Genomic DNA, 18,050 nt, shown 5'->3' with positions numbered 1-18,050 from the left:
GAGTCTGTAGAGAACGATTGACCTTTTTTTTATTTGGTAAATATTGAACTTTATGTTTGTAGATTTTTTTGCGAATTAAACTGAGTGGTAATAAAATTACAAAGAGTAATTCTTTGCAATGACATATATCACCATTATTAATTTATTTAGAATTAATAAAAATAATATTTTTGCAAAAAATGATTATGAAGAGAACAGTATCTATTTATTTAGCATTGCTAGGGATTGGTTTAGCAAATGGTCAGAAGGTAAAAGATTCTTTAAAAAACGGAAATATTGATGAAGTGGTTATAACCGGATCAGGATATGCACAAAAAATTAAAGATACTCCAGCTACTATTTCTGTGATTACACAGGCAGATCTAAAAAAGAGGGCATATCGGGATATAACAGATGCTTTACAGGATGTTCCCGGAGTTTTTATTACGGGAGGGGGAAGTACCAGTGATTTCTCAATAAGAGGGGCTGAATCCGGGCAGACATTAGTCTTAATTGATGGGAAGAGAATTAATACAAGGGAGACAAGACCAAATTCTGATGGTCCCGGAATTGAACAAGGATGGATGCCTCCATTGGAGACTATTGAAAGAATTGAAGTAGTAAAAGGACCGATGTCCTCACTATATGGTTCTGATGCAATGGGAGGAGTGATCAATATCATTACTAAGAAGCTTACAGATAGCTGGAAAGGGTCAATAGCGACCAGTTTGATACAGCAAGTTCATAAAGAATCTGGTAATACTTATCAAATAGATGGATATACTGCTGGATCTTTAATCAAAAACCTTCTTCAATTAAAAATTACAGGAAGTTATTCGGATAGAAATGAAGATAAATTTGTTGGAGGATTTACGGAACGTATTATTAAAGCTTTTGGAACAGAACTTAGTCTTACTCCTGACACGAAGAACACGTTTAAGCTAAATTATGATTTTAATCGTCAGGAAAGAAATCAGAATGCAGGGTATTCATTAGCTGCTAATGCAAAAAGTTCCAGTAATAATTATGAAAGAAATGTATTGTCATTAAGCCATAAGGGTGACTATTCTAATTTTCATACGAATTCCTATCTGCAATATGACAATACCAATAACCCTAACAGGGATATGAGGTATGAGACTTTTGTAGCTTATAGCCTTAACAATTTCAATATAAAGGAACATGTCATCAGTTTTGGTGCTGAATATAGATATGAAAGATTGAATGATTTTGGAAATAAACTTAAATCAGAAAATGATGTAGTGGATCAATTAACCCGTTGGAACTGGTCTGCTTTTGCTGAAGGAAACTGGAAATTGATTCAAAGGCTTCATTTAGTTACGGGAGCACGTTTGGATAATGATCAGAATTATGGATCCAATTTTACTCCGAGAGGCTACCTGGTATGGAGTATCAATAAAAACTTCACTGCCAAGGGTGGGGCTTCTTGGGGGTACAAGGCACCAGGTTTGCGAGCTGTAAATCCAGCTTGGGGACAAGTAACCGGTGGAGGATCGCAGGATGGGGTAATTATCGGAAATAAAGACTTACAACCAGAGAAAAGTTTTAATCAGGAAGCAACTATAATGTTTGAAGATAACAAGAAAGTTATTAGTCTGAGTGTAACAGGTTTTAATACTGATTTCAAAAATAAATTGGTAGAAGTAAGAAAGTGTAATAATACTGAGGAATGTGCACAATTTGAAAGTCTATACAATCATGTTTATGATTTTATTTCAACAAGGGAAAATCTGGGTAAAGCTAAAAGTATAGGAATGGAAGCTAATCTTGGAATCAACTTGACAAAAGATCTTACCTTAAAAACCAACTATACCTATACAGACACCAAAATTAAATCCAATGAAGTTCCTTCGCTTTACAATAAAGCATATGCAAGAATACCAAAGCATATGGTAAATGCAAACTTAGCCTGGAAAGCAAATTATAGCTTCGAGTTTTGGTCAAGAATGAACTACAGAAGTGAAAGTCAGCCGGGAGTATCCAGAGGAAGAGCACAGGAATTTCCAATACCATCTTATTTTTTACTGGATTTAGGAGCGGTGTATCGACTCAATAAAAATGTTCGCTTTACTTTTGGTGTTTATAATCTATTGGATAAAAATATCCGCAATGATAACTCTGATCCGGCTAATAACTTTGGCTTCAGGATCGACGGAATCAGATATCAATTTGGAGCAAATTACTTTTTCTAAAATGCTTTGTAGTTATTTTGTTTAAAGAACAATATTATTTAATACTTTTATTCTTTAAAATAATAGCCACTATGAGTCATAAGGATAATAATTTTTTTGAAAAGTTTTCAGATTGGGCAACCAAATTTACAGGAAGTTCCCATGCTTTTATTGGAGCTACTGCTATTGTTGTAATCTGGGCTCTTTCCGGACCTGTATTTCATTATTCTGAAACCTGGCAGCTGGTGATCAATACAGGAACAACGATTATTACTTTTTTGATGGTATTTCTTATTCAGAAATCCCAGAATAAAGATTCTAAAGCTATACAGATTAAACTAAATGAGCTGATCGCAGCCCATGAAAAAGCGAGTAACCGGATTGTAGATATAGAAGACTTATCCGAAAAAGAATTGGATCAGCTGCATACCTATTATGAGAAATTAGCTGATTTTGCTCAAGATGATGTGGATATCCATACTTCTCATTCTATTGATGCGGCTAAAAGAAATCAAAGCTACAAGCATGATCTGTTTAAAAAGAAACATGAGGAATGGTTGGAAAAACAAAAAAAGGAATCATAGTGATTCCTTTTTTTATTTCAGACCGAAAGCGATTGTTCTATTTCATGAAGTAACTAAAATAAGAACAGCTTCCCATTAGATTTTTGGTAGTTTCCGTATCAGAATACTGGGTTTTTAATAAAGCAAAATACGTTCGGAACTTTTCATTCTTTATATTGTCCAGTTGCTTTTGATAGGCATCGCTTTTCTCAGAATATTGAGGATCGGAATAACTTATCTTTGATGGATTTTTTGCTTCGTATTGATAGTATTTTCCTTGCTCTGCACTAGCCATCTGGAATAAGATTCTCGCTTTTTCTTCCTTATTCCCTGAAAGGGTCAGGGCTTTTTTATAATAATTGATAGCCAGATCAAAATTATCCGGTTCAATGTAAGATCTGTCAAGGAAATTTTTATAATAATATTGATATGGTGTTTTCTTATCTGTATTCCAGAAATCATATTTGCCACCATTACTATTATTTACATCCATTACGAATAGCTGTCGGTAATAACCAAGAATGGAAGTATTATACAATAAATTACCAATAAGCTGGCTCGCTTTAGCAGCTTTTTCATCTTTTCCGTTACCAATTTTCTTAAGCTCTATAGCAGCATCTGCTAATTCAAGCTTATTCATCATGGTCTTTATGAAAGGAAATTGAGTGTAGTCTTCGTTTTCCATGCTGGTGGCTGCATCACTTTCGAAGCTTTCCCATACATTATGGCCAAAAACATAATCCGGGATATTTCTGAAACCATTGTATTCGTCTTTAGCATATTGATGAGGAACTTTTGGTTGTTCACTGGAAACCCAGTCATAATTGATCCTAGGAATTCCTACAAAGTCCTGCGCTTTCTGATAATATGATTTTGCTTTTTCAAAATCGGCAACTCTCATCGCCCGGTCGCCATAAATTACACTGAAGAATGCCTCAATATTTCCTACATCGTCCATATTTTTGGCAATGATCTGCTGTTCGAATTGATTTTTATTAGGCTTCCTGTAAAAGTCCTCTACACTTTTAACCAAACTTGAATTAGGATTATATTGGAGATCAGAAAGCTTATTGCTCATTAGGAATGATTTCCCATCCTCTCCCTGAAGGAAATATCGGTTAGCTAAAACGTCCTTAAGGAATGAGGCAGTAGATGGAACAGGACCGTAATAATTGTCATAATCGGAATTTGTACTGTCTGACTTCACTTCTTTTTCGATGAAATATTCCGGATAATCTTTCATTAGATGATCTTCGTAATCGGAAGTAATCTTCGGTTGGGAAACAATATCATTTAAGACCTTCATCCTTTTGATCTCTTCAAGATATTCAGGATTGGTTGTTTTAATATCTTCCAGAATTTCAGTACTTGCTTTGTAGTCTTTTTTTAAGAATTTAAGGTATGCATCTGCAATCTGCCAATATTCATCCTTAGATTTCTCTTTGGTTTTTGAGGTAAATTTTTCAAGATCATTAAGATAATCTATCTGCTTGCTATCTCCATACCAAAAACTTTGATTTTTTGTGTGGAAAGGAATTCGATTAGGATTATCTAATAGCTCATCATCACTTTGATCTGCTTTTCCGTCAGCTGTCTTATCCGATTTAGACCCTCCGAACAGGTTTTTAAAGAACCGGATAATCTTCTGCCAGAATGAAAGTTTTTTTTCTTTTACTTCCGGAGATTCTTTTTTCTGAGAATCAGCAGATGTACTTGAGTTTTCTTTTTGAACGGTTGCGTTATCTGTGTCGTCAGAATAATAATAAGTAGGAAGATAAGCTCTTTCCAGTTCATTGATACTTCTTACCGCCATTACTTTCAGAATTTCCGAATTAGGATCAATATCGTACATCTTCTCCATTATAGGAATAGGATTGGTGAAATCTTCATATCCCAAAAGAAAATAAGCCATATTCTTTTCATTCGGAGTACCTGCTCTTTTTAAAATGTTATTAAAAGATGCGGTATCAGAAAGTTTCATAGAAACAAAAGCAGACTCTTTACGGCTATCACTATTCATGAAAACCTGAAAGAAGTTCCAGTTGGCATCACTGTTCATCTTCATACCTCTTTGTGCGCCGGCTAACTGGTCAAGGGCCATAAAGTAAGGAACTCCTTTTAACTTGATCGGCTCAATATAGGTTCTGAAAGCCTGAAGTGCAGCGTCATAATTTCTGGTATAATGATTGAAACGGACCAGTTGGTAACCGTATCGCTGTTTTATCTCAGGATTTTTTGCAGCATTATATAAAGAGGTTAATGCTGAAATAGTTTTGTTATAGTCAAGGTTGGTTGCATTTTTATCACTTTGAGGCCCGTTGTAAAAATAAGAGTCAGGATTTTCAATAAAATTGATCCTCATATAGGGCTCAAGATATTTGGCTTCAATTAAGTAATCAATTCCTTCGCGATATTTCTGATAGAAACCTGTTCCCAGTTTTTTCAATAGTTGATTACCCGGATTTCCTTTTTTGAGCTCATTAAGCTCATTAAGGCTTATATTATTTACCAGATAATTGGTTTCCTGATAGCTCAGCTGATTGCCAAAGAATTTCCTCCATGCCCCAATATTTTCATCCGGAATCTGACCAGGTTTAAAGTCAGTATAAAATCTTGTTGAATAACTGTGCAGAAATGGCAGATATGATTTATCCTTGATAATACTTTGGGTAAAAAGATTAAAATACTCATAGTCCGGATCTGACCAGGCGCAAGCTTCTGATTTTGTATAAAAAAGTGAAAAGACTGCAATTGTGAGAATATACTTTTTCATGGGTATGTAGTATTTTTTGCGTTGTGTTTTATTGTATTCTATGATGTTAAAAATCACTCTGGAATTTAGACATCAGTTTGAAATTTTGGTTCACAACAAATTTAGTATCTAATTGATAATAAACGATATTAAACAACGGTATTTTTTTATCTAAAAAAGCAATGACATCTCTGAGCTGGTCGTTTGTAATTTTCTCAACTTTTATGGTAAATCCTTTATTCAGGTAATTTCCAAAGTAAAATCCATCTTTTTGAATTTCAATTTCATGATCTGAAATCTTTTTAAAATTAGGATTTTTCAGGTCATTTTGTGATAAAGCATTGATGAGCTTGTGTCTTCCTAAATGATTGGTAACAATTCCCCACGAGTAAATAGGTAAAGCCACTTCAATTTCCTTGATTGGATAATCTTCCAATTTTGAAAGATAGCTCTTAAGGATATTAACATCCAGAATTGAATTCTTATCAGATGTTTCCAAAGGAGAAGAGGTGGAGTAGCACATCAGGAATACTTTTTTTACAGGAGGGATTCCCATTATTGCTTTATCTTTTACCTGATGAAGCCGAAGCGTACAGTCAATGTCTTTGCCGGAAATTTTGTGAAGTTCTTTTAAAAACGCGAAATAATCGTCACGTGTTCCGGCTGTCCAGTCACAATCAATCTGAATTTCATGATTGGTCTTCAGCTTATATTCTTTACTCTTTTTGTCAATTAAATGATGTATGCTTTCTGCAAGGAAGTGTATTTCCTCCCCTGAAATATTAACAAAAGTCTGGTTGGTGATAAATACGGTAGGGACAATTTGTTTGTCTGTCTCGAAACTTTCGTCTTTGGTGATGACGGCTAAAGGCTGAAATCTGCCGTTTACTTTATTGATGTCAAAGAACCTTGTGTAAAGAATAGGGACGGTTGTTTTATCTAATGCTTTTTTCTCTTCATTGTCTAAAGACAATTTTGTTTTCCAGTAATAAAACGTGTACGGATGTTTCTCTCTTTCGCTGCATGAAACAAGCAAAATAAGAATGACTAAAAACTTAATTATTTTCATTATTGGTAAAAAGCGCTTTCACAGGTACAACTTTCTTTATCATTTTCCATCGCAGAACAGCAATCCTCAGATTTCTGAATATTTCCCTTTTCATCAGTAAGGTATATTTTTTCTTTATCAAACTTTACATAGAAAGTTTCATTGTACTTTTTGAACTGGACCTTCATGACCTGAGGTGTGTATTTCCCAGCATTTATTTCTTCACTGGTTTCTTCTCCGCTAGCCTGATTTACCTGTACATAGCCAAAATAAACATCGCCGTTCTTTTTTACATCAAGATAATAGGCTGGTGTGCCGGTTCCGCTGTATCCTTCTATTATATTGAAAGATCTTTTTCCAGTAAACGGAACTTTAGATTGTGAAAAGGAAAGGGTTGCGATGCAGAGGATAAGCACGCAGAATATCTTTTTCATTTTTTTGATCAAATGTAAAAAGATTTATGCAAGAATTACACCGTAAAAACACGGTATTTACTTTGTCTTAAGGATATCAATGATATATGTAAAAAAGCCCATTCCGGTTGTGACCGGAATGGACCTCTTATAATGTTGATTTTTTTAAAATACGGTTGCTGCCAGCTGAATCCTTGCATATTTATTTGATGGATTCCACATGGCCATCATTGATACGGGAAGGGTATAATGTTCCGTTATCTTTAAAGCTTTACTGGCTTTGATACCTACATTTACGATATCAAAACTGTTTTTTCCATTACCATATAAAAATGTGCTGTCATTGAAGGCGAAGCCTCCACCAACAAATGCATCCAGATTTACTTTTTGATGGGCAATAACAGGATAGCTTACCTGAACATACGTGGAATATTTATTCTTTTTATAGCTCCCGTCCGGTTTCAAAACAACTTCTCCCGCGTTAGCACCTCCATAAAGCATGATGTCTGCTTCAATGTTTAAAGGGAACGAAGGACCGAAGGTGTAATTTGTTCTCAGATCAATAATATGGGCGGTTCTTCTGTTTGAATAATTAAAGATATCATCCGAAGCTACTGTAGTATTGATGTTTCTGGAGTTAAATAAGTCCCATAACCCAATATAAAGCCGTCCGTCAGAATACTGAACATAATAATTGATCTCTTTATAATGGGTGCCATCCTTGTCATCGGTTAAAGCGGAAGCTCCCCATATTCCCACTTTCCATTTTTTTTCTTTATCCAAAGCGTAAGAAAGGTTTCCCATTACCACGGGCTTATCTGTAATGATCAAGCCTCTCCACAAGTGGTTATTCTGGATATTAGCAGTGAAATCCAGGCGGCCGTCATCCTTGATTTCTGTGTCCTCCTGGGCAAAGAGACTCCCTGTACCTAAAATAATCAGGCATATAAAAAGTAGTTTTTTCATACTGTAAACTTTCTTTGATTAATTTAAAGCGAGATGCAATAAAGCCGCAAGGGTTGCTCCTAGCACTGGTCCTGCAATAGGAATCCATGCATATCCCCAATCACTGCTTCCTTTTACCGGAAGAATAGCGTGCATAATCCTTGGTCCAAGGTCACGGGCAGGATTAATGGCGTAACCTGTAGTTCCTCCTAATGATAAGCCAATAGCCCAAACAAGTAAGGTAACAGGTAGAGCACCAACAGTCCCCAGTCCGATCTTAGCGGTCGGATCATTACCCAAAGTGAGGCTTGGATCGGCAAAATGGAAGATCACAAAAACAAGCACAAACGTTCCTATAATTTCACTGATAAGATTCGAAACCGGCTTTCTTATTGCCGGACCTGTGCTGAAACATGCTAATTTTGCGCCTTCATCTTCGGTAATGGCAAAGTGATCCTTATTAAATAGCCAGACAAGAAAAGCACCTAACATGGCGCCAATCATTTCTCCGGCGATATATGTGGGAACCAGATCCCATGAAAATTTTCCCGCGATAGCCAGGCCTAACGTTACGGCAGGGTTCAGATGAGCGCCACTCACTGGCCCTGCAACTGTTACCCCAACGAAAACTGCAAGTGCCCAGGCTGTGGTAATTACAATCCAACCGGAATTGTTTCCTTTTGTATCCTTTAAAACAACGTTGGCCACTACACCGTTTCCGAGTAGGATCATAAGCATTGTTCCGATGATTTCTGCTATAAATGGAGTCATAGTTTATTTTTATTTAGTGGAAATTAATCTTCAATCCAATCTTGAGAACGCTTTACTGCTTTGTGCCAGAAGTGGATCATCTTGTCGGCTTTTTCTTTCTCAAGCTGAGGGTGGAAGTCTTTATCCACGATCCATTGAGATTGAATTTCGTCAATATTTTTCCAATAACCTACAGCAAGTCCGGCAAGATAGGCAGCACCCAGGGCTGTTGTTTCTAAAGTTCTTGGGCGTGTAATCTTGAAACCGAATAGATCAGACTGTATTTGCATTAGTAAGTCACTATTGGAAGCACCACCATCAACTCTTAGTTCTAAACTACCAGTTCCGGAATCTGCCTCCATCGCTTTTACAATATCATATACCTGGAATGCTATACCTTCTAGAGTAGCTCTGGCAATATGTCCGTTAGTGGTTCCTCTTGTCACTCCAACAATAGTTCCCCTTGCATACTGATCCCAATATGGAGCTCCCAGACCCGTAAGTGCCGGTACAAAATAAACACCTCCATTATCTTCGACGGTTTTGGCCAGACTGTTAATTTCGTCAGCAGAGTTAATTAATTTGAGCCCGTCTCTTACCCATTGAATTGCAGCCCCTCCCACAAAAACACTGCCTTCCAGCGCATAATTAACTTCTCCGTTTATCTTCCATGCAACGGTTGTCAGCAAGTTGTTCTTAGAGTGAACAGCCTCTTTCCCTGTGTTCATCAAAAGAAAGCATCCTGTACCGTATGTGTTTTTTACCATTCCCGGTGTTGTACACATTTGTCCGAACAAAGCTGCCTGCTGGTCTCCGGCAATACCTGCAATTGGAATTTTTGTTGAGAATAAAGTGGTAGCGGTCTCTCCATAAACTTCACTGCTTTGTTTCACTTCAGGAAGGATCGCTTTTGGAATATTAAATAACTTTAAAAGATCTTCATCCCATTCCAAAGATTGGATGTTTAGGAGCATTGTTCTGCTTGCGTTCGAAACATCTGTGATAAACATTTTTCCACGCGTTAGTTTCCATACCAGCCATGTATCAACAGTTCCAAAACACAATTTTCCTGCTTCTGCCTGCTCTCTTGCTCCATCTACATTATCAAGGATCCACTTTACTTTGGTTGCTGAAAAATAAGCATCAAGAACCAAACCTGTTTTTTCTTTGATCATGTCTGTATACCCTTGTTCTTTTAGCGAGTCACAGTATTTTGATGTTCTCCTGTCCTGCCATACGATGGCATTATAAACGGGTTCACCTGTTTCTCTGTCCCAAACGATCGTTGTTTCGCGCTGGTTTGTAATCCCTATCGCTGCAACCTCAAGCCCTGAGATACCTGCTTTAGCGATAACTTCTGCTGCTACCGATACCTGGGAAGACCAGATTTCATTAGGGTCATGCTCTACCCAACCCGGGGTAGGAAATATCTGTTCAAAACTTTTCTGAGAAACAAATTCTATTTCTCCGCTGTGATTGAATAAAATGGCTCTTGACGAAGTTGTGCCTTGGTCCAGAGCGAGAATTAACTTTTCACTCATGTTGTGACGTTGATTTAGGTTAAATGGATCTTGGCGAATAAGGAGTTAACAGGTATCCCTTTGCCAATTCGATAAATTCTCTTTCCTGCTCATTAGCCCATTCCTCTGAATGCCCGTTTTCTTTTGCGATAATAGAAGCAATCTTATGTGCACTGTCGATTGCTGCTCTTGCATCTAAAAATAAAAGACGGACTCTTCGGGCCAGGATGTCCTCAATGGTTTCTGCCATTTCCTGACGGATTGCCCAAATTGCTTCAGCAACTGTGAATGGATGATCAGGATGTATTTTTTTTGAAAATTCAGGATTGCTCTGCTGTAGTTTTTTGATTTCCGGAATGTCTGATCCGTAAACATACAAATGGTTGCTTCTGTCTACCGTTTCAGGTTTTACATTTCCATGAATCGAAAGATGTTCTGTTTTGGATGTAGTTGTTCCCAGATGGTGAACTTTCATCGCTTCATCGATAGTATCTTCTGCCATTTTTCGATAGGTAGTCCATTTTCCTCCGATGATGGAAACCAATCCTGTATCGGATGTTACTACTTTATGGCTTCTCGAAACTTCTTTTGTGCTTTTGCTTCCATCCTTTGGTGCGGCAAGCGGCCTAAGTCCTGCAAAAACAGATTTTACATCTTCCCGAGTAGGTTTTTTTGCTAAATATTGTCTTGCTGTATTTAAAACAAACTTAATTTCTTCTTCCAATGCTCGTGGCTCAAAACTTTCACTTTCCAATAATGTATCGGTTGTTCCTACAAGCGCTCTGTCGTGCCATGGAACGACAAACAAGACTCTTCCGTCAGAAGTTTTCGGAATCATAATGGCGTCATCACTTTTCAAGAAGGACTTATCCAGTACCAAATGAATACCCTGGCTTGGAACAACGAATTTTCCATGTTTCGGGTTGTTCATATTCAGAATATCATTCGTGAAAACTCCTGTCGCATTGATGACTACTTTTGCGTGGATTTCAAATTGCTGCTTGGTAAACTGATCTTCAGCGATTACACCGATTACTTTATTGGAGCTGTTTTTTATCAGGTTAATTACTTTAACATAATTAACCGCTGTGCCTCCTTTTTCAATAATGGTCTGGGTTAAATTAACAGCCAATCTCGCGTCATCAAACTGTCCGTCCTGATATACAACCCCGCTTGCCAGATTTTTCTGTTCAATCGTCGGAAGTTTTTCAACTGTTTTTGATTTGCTGATATATTTTGTTTTACCTAAGCTTAATTTCCCTGCCAGAAAATCGTAAATCGAAAGTCCTATTTTGTAATAAATTCCTCCCCACCATGTATAATTAGGAATAATAAATGATTGGTTCTTTACCACATGGGCTGCATTTTTTGCCAATAATCCCCTTTCCTTCAATGCCTCTTTTACCAAACCGATATCTCCCTGTGCCAAATATCTTACACCGCCGTGTACCAGCTTTGTACTTCTGCTGGAAGTAGCTTTCGCGAAATCGTGAGATTCCAGCAGTAATGTTTTAAACCCTCTGCTTACTGCGTCCAATGCCGAACCTAAACCGCTTGCTCCTCCACCAATGACTAAAAAGTCCCATTCTTTTACGGTGGTTAATTTGCTGAGTTCTTCATTTCGTTTCATAATGTTTCGTTAAGTTTCGAATTCAAAGCTAGTAATTAAAAATGAAAGTAAAAAGAAAATAAGTGAAATTTTATGTTCTTGAAAAAAAACAATAACTTTGGGGAAAGAAAAAGAATGGAAAAATTAATACCAAGGCATACTGAGATACTGCAGGAGCTGGAAAAGAAAGATTATGTTCTCGTGCAGGAATTATGCGAAAAGTATAATGTTTCTTCCGTTACCATTCGAAAGGATCTGAACTATTTAGAAAGCTTGGGTCTTCTTTTTCGAAATCATGGAGGTGCAAGCAAGCATGTGAGGTATGCGTATGAAAAGAACGTAGATGAAAAGGAGAATATTAATGTAGAGGCTAAGCAGAATATTGCCAAGGCGGCAGTGAAACTTATAGAAGAAAACGATTGTATTATTCTGGCTTCAGGAACTACAATGCATTATCTGGCAAGGATGCTGGTGAATTTCGGCCGTCTTACTGTGCTTACGTCATCGCTGAGAGTGGCACTCGAGTTATGCAATAATCCTAATATAAATATTATACAATTGGGGGGTGAGGTTCGTAAAAGTTCTACATCGATCGTGGGTTCTATATCCGAAACAATTCTTGCTCAGTTTTCATGCAATAAATTATTCCTGGGAGTAGACGGCATTGATATGGATTTTGGAATCAGTACTTCCAATGCAGCTGAAGCACACCTCAATCAATTAATGATAGAATGTTCCGATAAAGTGATGATATTGGCGGACTCATCCAAACTAAACAAAAAAGGCTTCGGTAAGATTTCTTCTTTAGATAAAATAGATTATCTGATTACCGATGATGGCATACTGGAAGAGGATAAAAAGAGGCTCGAAGAAATAGGTCTGAGTGTTATCACGAAGTAGCCATGCTATGTTCTATGCTCTGGTTAGATTCGGGCTTGAAAAGTAATTTATTTTGTAAACGACTAAAAATCAAAATATTTTGCTGTAAAAATTTGTCAATCTAAAAATTATCCATAAATTTGCACACTCATTTTAGGGGAAAAGTATGCCCATCTCAAACGTGGAAATTACTTTAGCTTGCTGAAAATGAGGATAAATAAAGGATAAATTTTATTATAACATAAACAATGTCAGGTATTATTGGTAAAAAAATCGGTATGACGTCTTTGTTTAACGAAGAAGGAAAAAACATTCCTTGTACAGTTATTCAAGCTGGTCCGTGCTCGGTTTTACAGGTCAGAACCATTGAAAAGGACGGATACAAGTCAGTTCAATTAGGTTTCGATGACAAGAGTGAAAAGAACGTTGGTAAAGCGTTAGCTGGCCATTTTAAAAAGGCTGGTTCTGCTCCTAAAGCTAAATTGGTAGAATTCTACAGAGAATTCGTTGATGAAGTAAAAGTAGGAGAAGAAGTAAAAGTTGATTTATTCGCTGAAGGTGAATATGTTGACGTAACAGGTACTTCTAAAGGTAAAGGTTTCCAAGGTGTTGTTAAAAGACACGGATTTGGAGGTGTAATGCAAGCTACTCATGGTCAGCACAACAGACTTAGAGCTCCAGGTTCTATCGGTGCTGGATCGGATCCTTCGAGAGTATTCAAAGGAATGAGAATGGCGGGTAGAATGGGAGGTAAGCAGGTAACTGTTCAAAACCTTCAAGTATTAAAAGTGGATCAAGAACAAAATCTTTTAGTAGTAAAAGGTGCTGTTCCGGGAGCTAAAAATTCTTATGTAATTATCAGAAAATGGAACTAGTAGTATTAAATACATCAGGAAAAGAGACCGGAAGAAAAGTAACTCTAGACGAAACAGTATTCGGAATTGAGCCAAATCAGCACGCGGTTTACTTAGAAGTTAAGCAATATCTTGCCGCTCAGAGACAAGGTACTCATAAATCAAAAGAAAGAAGCGAAATTACTGCTTCTACTAAAAAACTTAAGAAGCAAAAAGGATCTGGATCTGCTAGATATGGTGATATTAAATCTCCAACATTCAGAGGTGGAGGTAGAGTATTCGGACCTAAGCCAAGAGACTACAGATTCAAATTGAATAAAGCTCTTAAGAGATTAGCAAAAAAATCTGTTTTATCTCAGAAATTGAGAGATAACAGTATTAAAGTATTAGAGGCTTTCAATTTCGAAACTCCTAAAACTAAAGAGTTTATCAACATCAATAACGCTTTAGGATTCGAAGGTAAAAAATCTCTTTACATCTTAGATGAAGCAAACAAAAATGTTTATTTATCTTCAAGAAACCTACCTAAGACTAAAGTTCTTGCTTATAACGAAATTAGTTCTTATGACCTAATCAATGCAGGTGAGATCGTATTCTTAGAAGGTGCTATCGAGAAATTCCAAGAAAATTTAAAGAAATAAGTCATGTCTATTATTATTAAACCAGTTATTTCAGAAAAGGCTAATTACCTTACAGATTTAAGAGGTTCTTATTCTTTCTTAGTGGATACTAAGGCGAATAAAATCCAGATCAAAAAAGCTGTTGAAGCAGCTTACGGTGTAAAAGTAGCAGACGTTAACACAATGATTTATGCTCCGAAGGTTTCTTCGAAATACACTAAAAAAGGTCTTCAAGTAGGAAAGACAAACAAATTGAAAAAAGCGGTAATCAAACTTGCTGAAGGTGAGGTTATCGATATTTTTGCTGTAAATTAATTATTAATTATAAATAATAGTAATGTCTGTTAGAAAATTAAAACCTATCACCCCGGGACAGAGATTCAGAATTGTAAATAATTTTGAGGAAATTACTACCAACAAACCAGAGAAATCTCTAACAGTTGGTATTAAAAAGTCAGGTGGACGTAACCAAACAGGTAAAATGACCATGCGTTACACCGGAGGTGGACACAAAAAGAAATACAGAATTATCGACTTCAAAAGAAACAAACATGATGTTGAAGCAACGGTAAAATCTGTAGAATACGATCCAAACAGAACTGCATTTATCGCTTTATTAGAGTACGCAGATGGAGAGAAGAGATATATCATCGCTCCAAACGGTATTAAAGTTGATCAAAAGGTGATTGCAGGAGAAAGCGTAGAGCCAAATATCGGTAACGCAATGAAATTGAAAAATATTCCATTAGGTACTGTTATTTCTTGTGTTGAAATGAAGCCTGGACAAGGTGCTATTTTAGCAAGAAGTGCTGGTTCTTCAGCTCAATTAACTTCAAGAGATGGAAAATATGCAATCATCAAATTGCCTTCAGGAGAATCTAGAATGATCCTTACTGAATGTTATGCAATGATTGGATCTGTTTCTAACTCTGATCACCAATTAACAGTATCAGGAAAAGCTGGTAGAAGCAGATGGTTAGGTAGAAGACCAAGAACAAGAGCGGTTGTAATGAACCCAGTAGATCACCCAATGGGTGGTGGTGAAGGACGTTCTTCAGGAGGTCACCCAAGATCTAGAAACGGTAAACCGGCTAAAGGTTACAAAACTAGAAAGAAAAACAAAGTGTCTAACCGTTACATCGTATCTAAAAGAAAATAATTATGGCAAGATCACTTAAAAAAGGACCGTTCATTCATCATACTTTAGATAAGAAGGTTCAGGCAAATATAGAGTCTGGTAAGAAGACAGTTATCAAAACTTGGTCTAGAGCATCGATGATCTCTCCGGACTTCGTAGGACAAACTATTGCTGTACATAACGGGAAATCTTTTATCCCTGTATATGTTACAGAAAACATGGTTGGTCACAAGTTAGGCGAATTTTCTCCAACAAGATCTTTCAGAGGTCATGGTGGTAACAAAAACAAAGGAAGCAGATAATCATGGGATCAAGAAAACAAGATAGTTCAATCGCAAGAAAAGAAGCTAACAAAGACGTTGTAAAGGCTTCATTAAACAATTGCCCGTCTTCTCCAAGAAAAATGAGATTAGTTGCTGATATCATCAGAGGAGAGCAGGTAGATAAAGCTCTTTATATCCTTAAATATTCTAAAAAAGAAGCATCTAACAAGTTAGAGAAATTACTTCTTTCTGCTATGGCAAACTGGCAGACGAAAAACGAAGGTTCGGATATAGAAGAAGCTAACCTTATCATTAAAGAAATATTCGTGGATAGTGCAAGACAATTGAAGAGACTAAGACCAGCTCCACAAGGTAGAGGTCATAGAATCAGAAAAAGATCTAACCACGTTACACTAATCTTAGGTAATAAAGAAAATTAATCAAGGTATGGGACAGAAGACAAATCCAATTGGTAACAGATTAGGTATCATCAGAGGATGGGATTCTAACTGGTTTGGTGGAAACGATTATGGAGACAGAATCGCTGAAGACTACAAAATCAGAAGATACCTTGAAGCTAGATTATCTAAAGGTGGAATTTCAAAAATCTTTATTGAAAGAACATTAAAATTAGTTACAGTTACTATTACTACTGCTAGACCGGGACTTATCATCGGGAAAGGAGGTCAGGAAGTTGATAAATTGAAAGAAGAGTTGAAGAAATTGACTGGTAAGGATATTCAGATCAACATTTTCGAAATCAAAAGACCTGAGCTTGATGCAGTATTAGTTGCTGATAGCATTGCTAAGCAAATTGAAAACAGAATTTCTTACAGAAGAGCTGTTAAAATGGCTATTGCAAGCACAATGAGAATGGGTGCAGAAGGTATCAAAGTTCAGATCTCTGGTAGATTGAACGGAGCTGAAATGGCAAGAAGCGAATCTTTCAAAGACGGAAGAATTCCTTTATCTACTTTCAGAGCTGATATCGATTACCACATTGCAGAGGCTCATACTACTTATGGTAGACTTGGGGTTAAAGTTTGGATTATGAAAGGTGAAGTTTATGGTAAAAGAGAACTTTCTCCTTTAGTAGGACAACAGAAAAAAGGACCTTCAGGAGGAGGAAACAGAGGAGACAGAGATAACAGAAGACCTTCAAGAGATAAAAAAAATAATTAATAAAATTTTAGAGGATAGTTTTTAAATGACCGTTACTTTTTTAAAATCTAAATTCTAAAATCTAAAATTTAAGAAATTATGTTACAACCAAAAAGAACCAAATTCCGTAGAGTTCATAAGATGAAGATGAAGGGGATTGCTCAGAGAGGTAATCAACTTGCTTACGGAACTTTCGGAATCAAAGCTACAGAAGGAGCTTGGATCACTGCAAGACAGATTGAAGCTGCGCGTATCGCTGCGACAAGATATATGAAGAGAGAAGGTCAACTATGGATCAAAATTTTCCCGGATAAGCCAATTACTAAAAAACCAGCTGAAGTAAGGATGGGTAAAGGTAAAGGTGCTGTGGAATATTGGGTAGCTGTAGTAAAGCCAGGTAAAATTATGTTTGAAGTGGGTGGTGTACCTTACGAAATCGCTAAGGAAGCTTTAAGACTTGCTGCTCAGAAATTACCGGTAGTGACCAAATTTGTAGTTGCGAACGATTTTGTTAAACCTCTATAATCTTTGAATACAATGAAAAAAGCTGAAATTAAAAATCTAAGCGCAGAAGATATTCAAGCTAAATTGACTGAAGCTAAAGCTGAGTTCTCTAAAATGAAATTAGCTCACAAAATCAGTCCTCTTGAAAATCCAATTCAAATCAGAGATTTGAGAAAGACAATCGCAAGACTAAATACAGAGTTAACCACTAAACAACAATAAGATTTTCATACATTATGGAAAGAAACTTAAGAAAAGAAAGAATCGGAATAGTTTCCAGCAATAAAATGGAAAAGACCATTGTTGTAAGTGAGACTACTAGAGTGAAACACCCGATGTACGGTAAATTCGTATTAAAAACGAAAAAATATACTGCACACGACGAAAACAACGAATGCACAGAAGGAGATACAGTTCTTATCCAAGAAACTAGACCAATGAGCAAGAGTAAAAGATGGAGATTAGTAAGAATCATTGAAAAAGCTAAGTAATGTTACAAACAGAATCAAGATTAAAAGTTGCTGATAACACAGGTGCTAAAGAAGTATTGGTTATCAGAGTTCTGGGAGGAACCAGAAGAAGATATGCTTCAGTTGGTGATAAAATCGTAGTTACGATCAAAGATTCTACACCATCAGGAAATGCTAAAAAAGGTCAGGTATCTAAAGCTGTAGTAGTAAGAACTAAAAAAGCAGTTAGAAGAAAAGATGGATCATACATCAAATTCGAAGATAACGCTTGTGTATTACTAAACGCAGCAGGAGAAATGAGAGGAACACGTGTTTTCGGACCTGTGGCTCGTGAGTTGAGAGACAAAGAATATATGAAAATCATTTCATTAGCTCCTGAAGTACTTTAAT

At 36.6% G+C, this 18,050-nt stretch carries 21 protein-coding genes; 14 read left to right on the top strand and 7 right to left on the bottom strand.

Annotated features, from left to right (window positions below; all coding sequences use genetic code 11):
• Positions 1-185 precede the first annotated feature (185 nt).
• On the top strand, positions 186-2,192 hold the full coding sequence (locus tag G9C87_RS20300; protein WP_228457064.1) for a TonB-dependent receptor domain-containing protein: 2,007 nt from the start codon (positions 186-188) through the stop codon (positions 2,190-2,192).
• A 71-nt stretch (positions 2,193-2,263) separates the two neighbouring features.
• Positions 2,264-2,755 carry a low affinity iron permease family protein gene (locus tag G9C87_RS20295; RefSeq protein ID WP_172284560.1) on the top strand — a complete coding sequence of 164 codons (492 nt, stop codon included), beginning with the start codon at positions 2,264-2,266 and terminating at the stop codon, positions 2,753-2,755.
• Between the two features lie 37 nt (positions 2,756-2,792).
• On the opposite strand, the gene G9C87_RS20290 is transcribed toward G9C87_RS20295, so the two are convergent.
• The 7 genes from G9C87_RS20290 to G9C87_RS20260 form a co-directional block, all read right to left on the bottom strand.
• Positions 2,793-5,507, bottom strand: a complete 2,715-nt coding sequence (locus tag G9C87_RS20290; protein ID WP_172284558.1) for a hypothetical protein — start codon at positions 5,505-5,507, stop codon at positions 2,793-2,795.
• Positions 5,508-5,553: 46 nt separating this feature from the next.
• Complete coding sequence (locus G9C87_RS20285; protein ID WP_172284556.1) at positions 5,554-6,555, bottom strand: hypothetical protein; 1,002 nt, start codon at positions 6,553-6,555, stop codon at positions 5,554-5,556.
• Positions 6,555-6,968: a hypothetical protein gene (locus G9C87_RS20280; protein ID WP_172284554.1), complete on the bottom strand. Its 414-nt coding sequence runs from the start codon at positions 6,966-6,968 to the stop codon at positions 6,555-6,557. The genes G9C87_RS20285 and G9C87_RS20280 overlap by 1 nt, the downstream gene beginning before the upstream one ends.
• A 144-nt stretch (positions 6,969-7,112) precedes the next feature.
• Positions 7,113-7,913, bottom strand: a complete 801-nt coding sequence (locus G9C87_RS20275; protein ID WP_172284552.1) for a hypothetical protein — start codon at positions 7,911-7,913, stop codon at positions 7,113-7,115.
• 18 nt (positions 7,914-7,931) lie between these two features.
• Positions 7,932-8,663 carry an MIP/aquaporin family protein gene (locus G9C87_RS20270; protein ID WP_172284550.1) on the bottom strand — a complete coding sequence of 244 codons (732 nt, stop codon included), beginning with the start codon at positions 8,661-8,663 and terminating at the stop codon, positions 7,932-7,934.
• A gap of 23 nt (positions 8,664-8,686) precedes the next feature.
• The gene (gene glpK, locus G9C87_RS20265; RefSeq protein WP_172284548.1) at positions 8,687-10,183 is read right to left on the bottom strand and encodes a glycerol kinase GlpK; all 1,497 of its coding nucleotides are present in this window, start codon (positions 10,181-10,183) and stop codon (positions 8,687-8,689) included.
• Between the two features lie 19 nt (positions 10,184-10,202).
• Complete coding sequence (locus G9C87_RS20260) at positions 10,203-11,792, bottom strand: glycerol-3-phosphate dehydrogenase/oxidase (RefSeq protein ID WP_172284546.1); 1,590 nt, start codon at positions 11,790-11,792, stop codon at positions 10,203-10,205.
• 114 nt (positions 11,793-11,906) lie between these two features.
• Between G9C87_RS20260 and G9C87_RS20255 the strand changes: the two genes are divergently transcribed.
• From G9C87_RS20255 to rplN, 12 genes are all read left to right on the top strand, one after another.
• Entirely contained in the window at positions 11,907-12,671 is a 765-nt protein-coding gene (locus G9C87_RS20255; protein WP_172284544.1) for a DeoR/GlpR family DNA-binding transcription regulator, read from the top strand.
• Positions 12,672-12,898: 227 nt separating this feature from the next.
• Entirely contained in the window at positions 12,899-13,525 is a 627-nt protein-coding gene (rplC, locus tag G9C87_RS20250) for a 50S ribosomal protein L3 (protein ID WP_007839520.1), read from the top strand.
• A complete protein-coding gene (gene rplD / locus G9C87_RS20245) occupies positions 13,516-14,145 on the top strand; it encodes a 50S ribosomal protein L4 (protein WP_172284542.1) in 630 nt (209 codons plus the stop codon). Before rplC ends, rplD begins: the two co-directional genes overlap by 10 nt.
• 3 nt (positions 14,146-14,148) lie before the next feature.
• Positions 14,149-14,439: a 50S ribosomal protein L23 gene (gene rplW / locus G9C87_RS20240; protein WP_042720941.1), complete on the top strand. Its 291-nt coding sequence runs from the start codon at positions 14,149-14,151 to the stop codon at positions 14,437-14,439.
• Positions 14,440-14,461: 22 nt separating this feature from the next.
• Positions 14,462-15,283, top strand: coding sequence for a 50S ribosomal protein L2 (gene rplB, locus G9C87_RS20235; protein WP_172284540.1), 822 nt, complete (start codon positions 14,462-14,464; stop codon positions 15,281-15,283).
• A gap of 2 nt (positions 15,284-15,285) precedes the next feature.
• Positions 15,286-15,564 carry a 30S ribosomal protein S19 gene (gene rpsS / locus G9C87_RS20230; protein WP_002983209.1) on the top strand — a complete coding sequence of 93 codons (279 nt, stop codon included), beginning with the start codon at positions 15,286-15,288 and terminating at the stop codon, positions 15,562-15,564.
• Positions 15,565-15,566: 2 nt separating this feature from the next.
• On the top strand, positions 15,567-15,965 hold the full coding sequence (gene rplV / locus G9C87_RS20225) for a 50S ribosomal protein L22 (RefSeq protein ID WP_172284538.1): 399 nt from the start codon (positions 15,567-15,569) through the stop codon (positions 15,963-15,965).
• A 7-nt stretch (positions 15,966-15,972) separates the two neighbouring features.
• On the top strand, positions 15,973-16,707 hold the full coding sequence (rpsC, locus tag G9C87_RS20220) for a 30S ribosomal protein S3 (RefSeq protein WP_172284536.1): 735 nt from the start codon (positions 15,973-15,975) through the stop codon (positions 16,705-16,707).
• Between the two features lie 78 nt (positions 16,708-16,785).
• Positions 16,786-17,211, top strand: a complete 426-nt coding sequence (gene rplP, locus G9C87_RS20215) for a 50S ribosomal protein L16 (protein ID WP_172284535.1) — start codon at positions 16,786-16,788, stop codon at positions 17,209-17,211.
• Between the two features lie 12 nt (positions 17,212-17,223).
• The gene (rpmC, locus tag G9C87_RS20210; protein WP_172284533.1) at positions 17,224-17,412 is read left to right on the top strand and encodes a 50S ribosomal protein L29; all 189 of its coding nucleotides are present in this window, start codon (positions 17,224-17,226) and stop codon (positions 17,410-17,412) included.
• Positions 17,413-17,423: 11 nt separating this feature from the next.
• Entirely contained in the window at positions 17,424-17,681 is a 258-nt protein-coding gene (gene rpsQ / locus G9C87_RS20205) for a 30S ribosomal protein S17 (RefSeq protein ID WP_052186088.1), read from the top strand.
• A complete protein-coding gene (rplN, locus tag G9C87_RS20200; RefSeq protein WP_007839504.1) occupies positions 17,681-18,049 on the top strand; it encodes a 50S ribosomal protein L14 in 369 nt (122 codons plus the stop codon). The genes rpsQ and rplN overlap by 1 nt, the downstream gene beginning before the upstream one ends.
• Position 18,050: the final 1 nt, after the last annotated feature.

The organism is Chryseobacterium sp. LAM-KRS1, assembly GCF_013184525.1.
GTDB classification, from domain to species: domain Bacteria; phylum Bacteroidota; class Bacteroidia; order Flavobacteriales; family Weeksellaceae; genus Chryseobacterium; species Chryseobacterium proteolyticum.
This window is presented reverse-complemented; position numbering and strand designations above follow the sequence as displayed.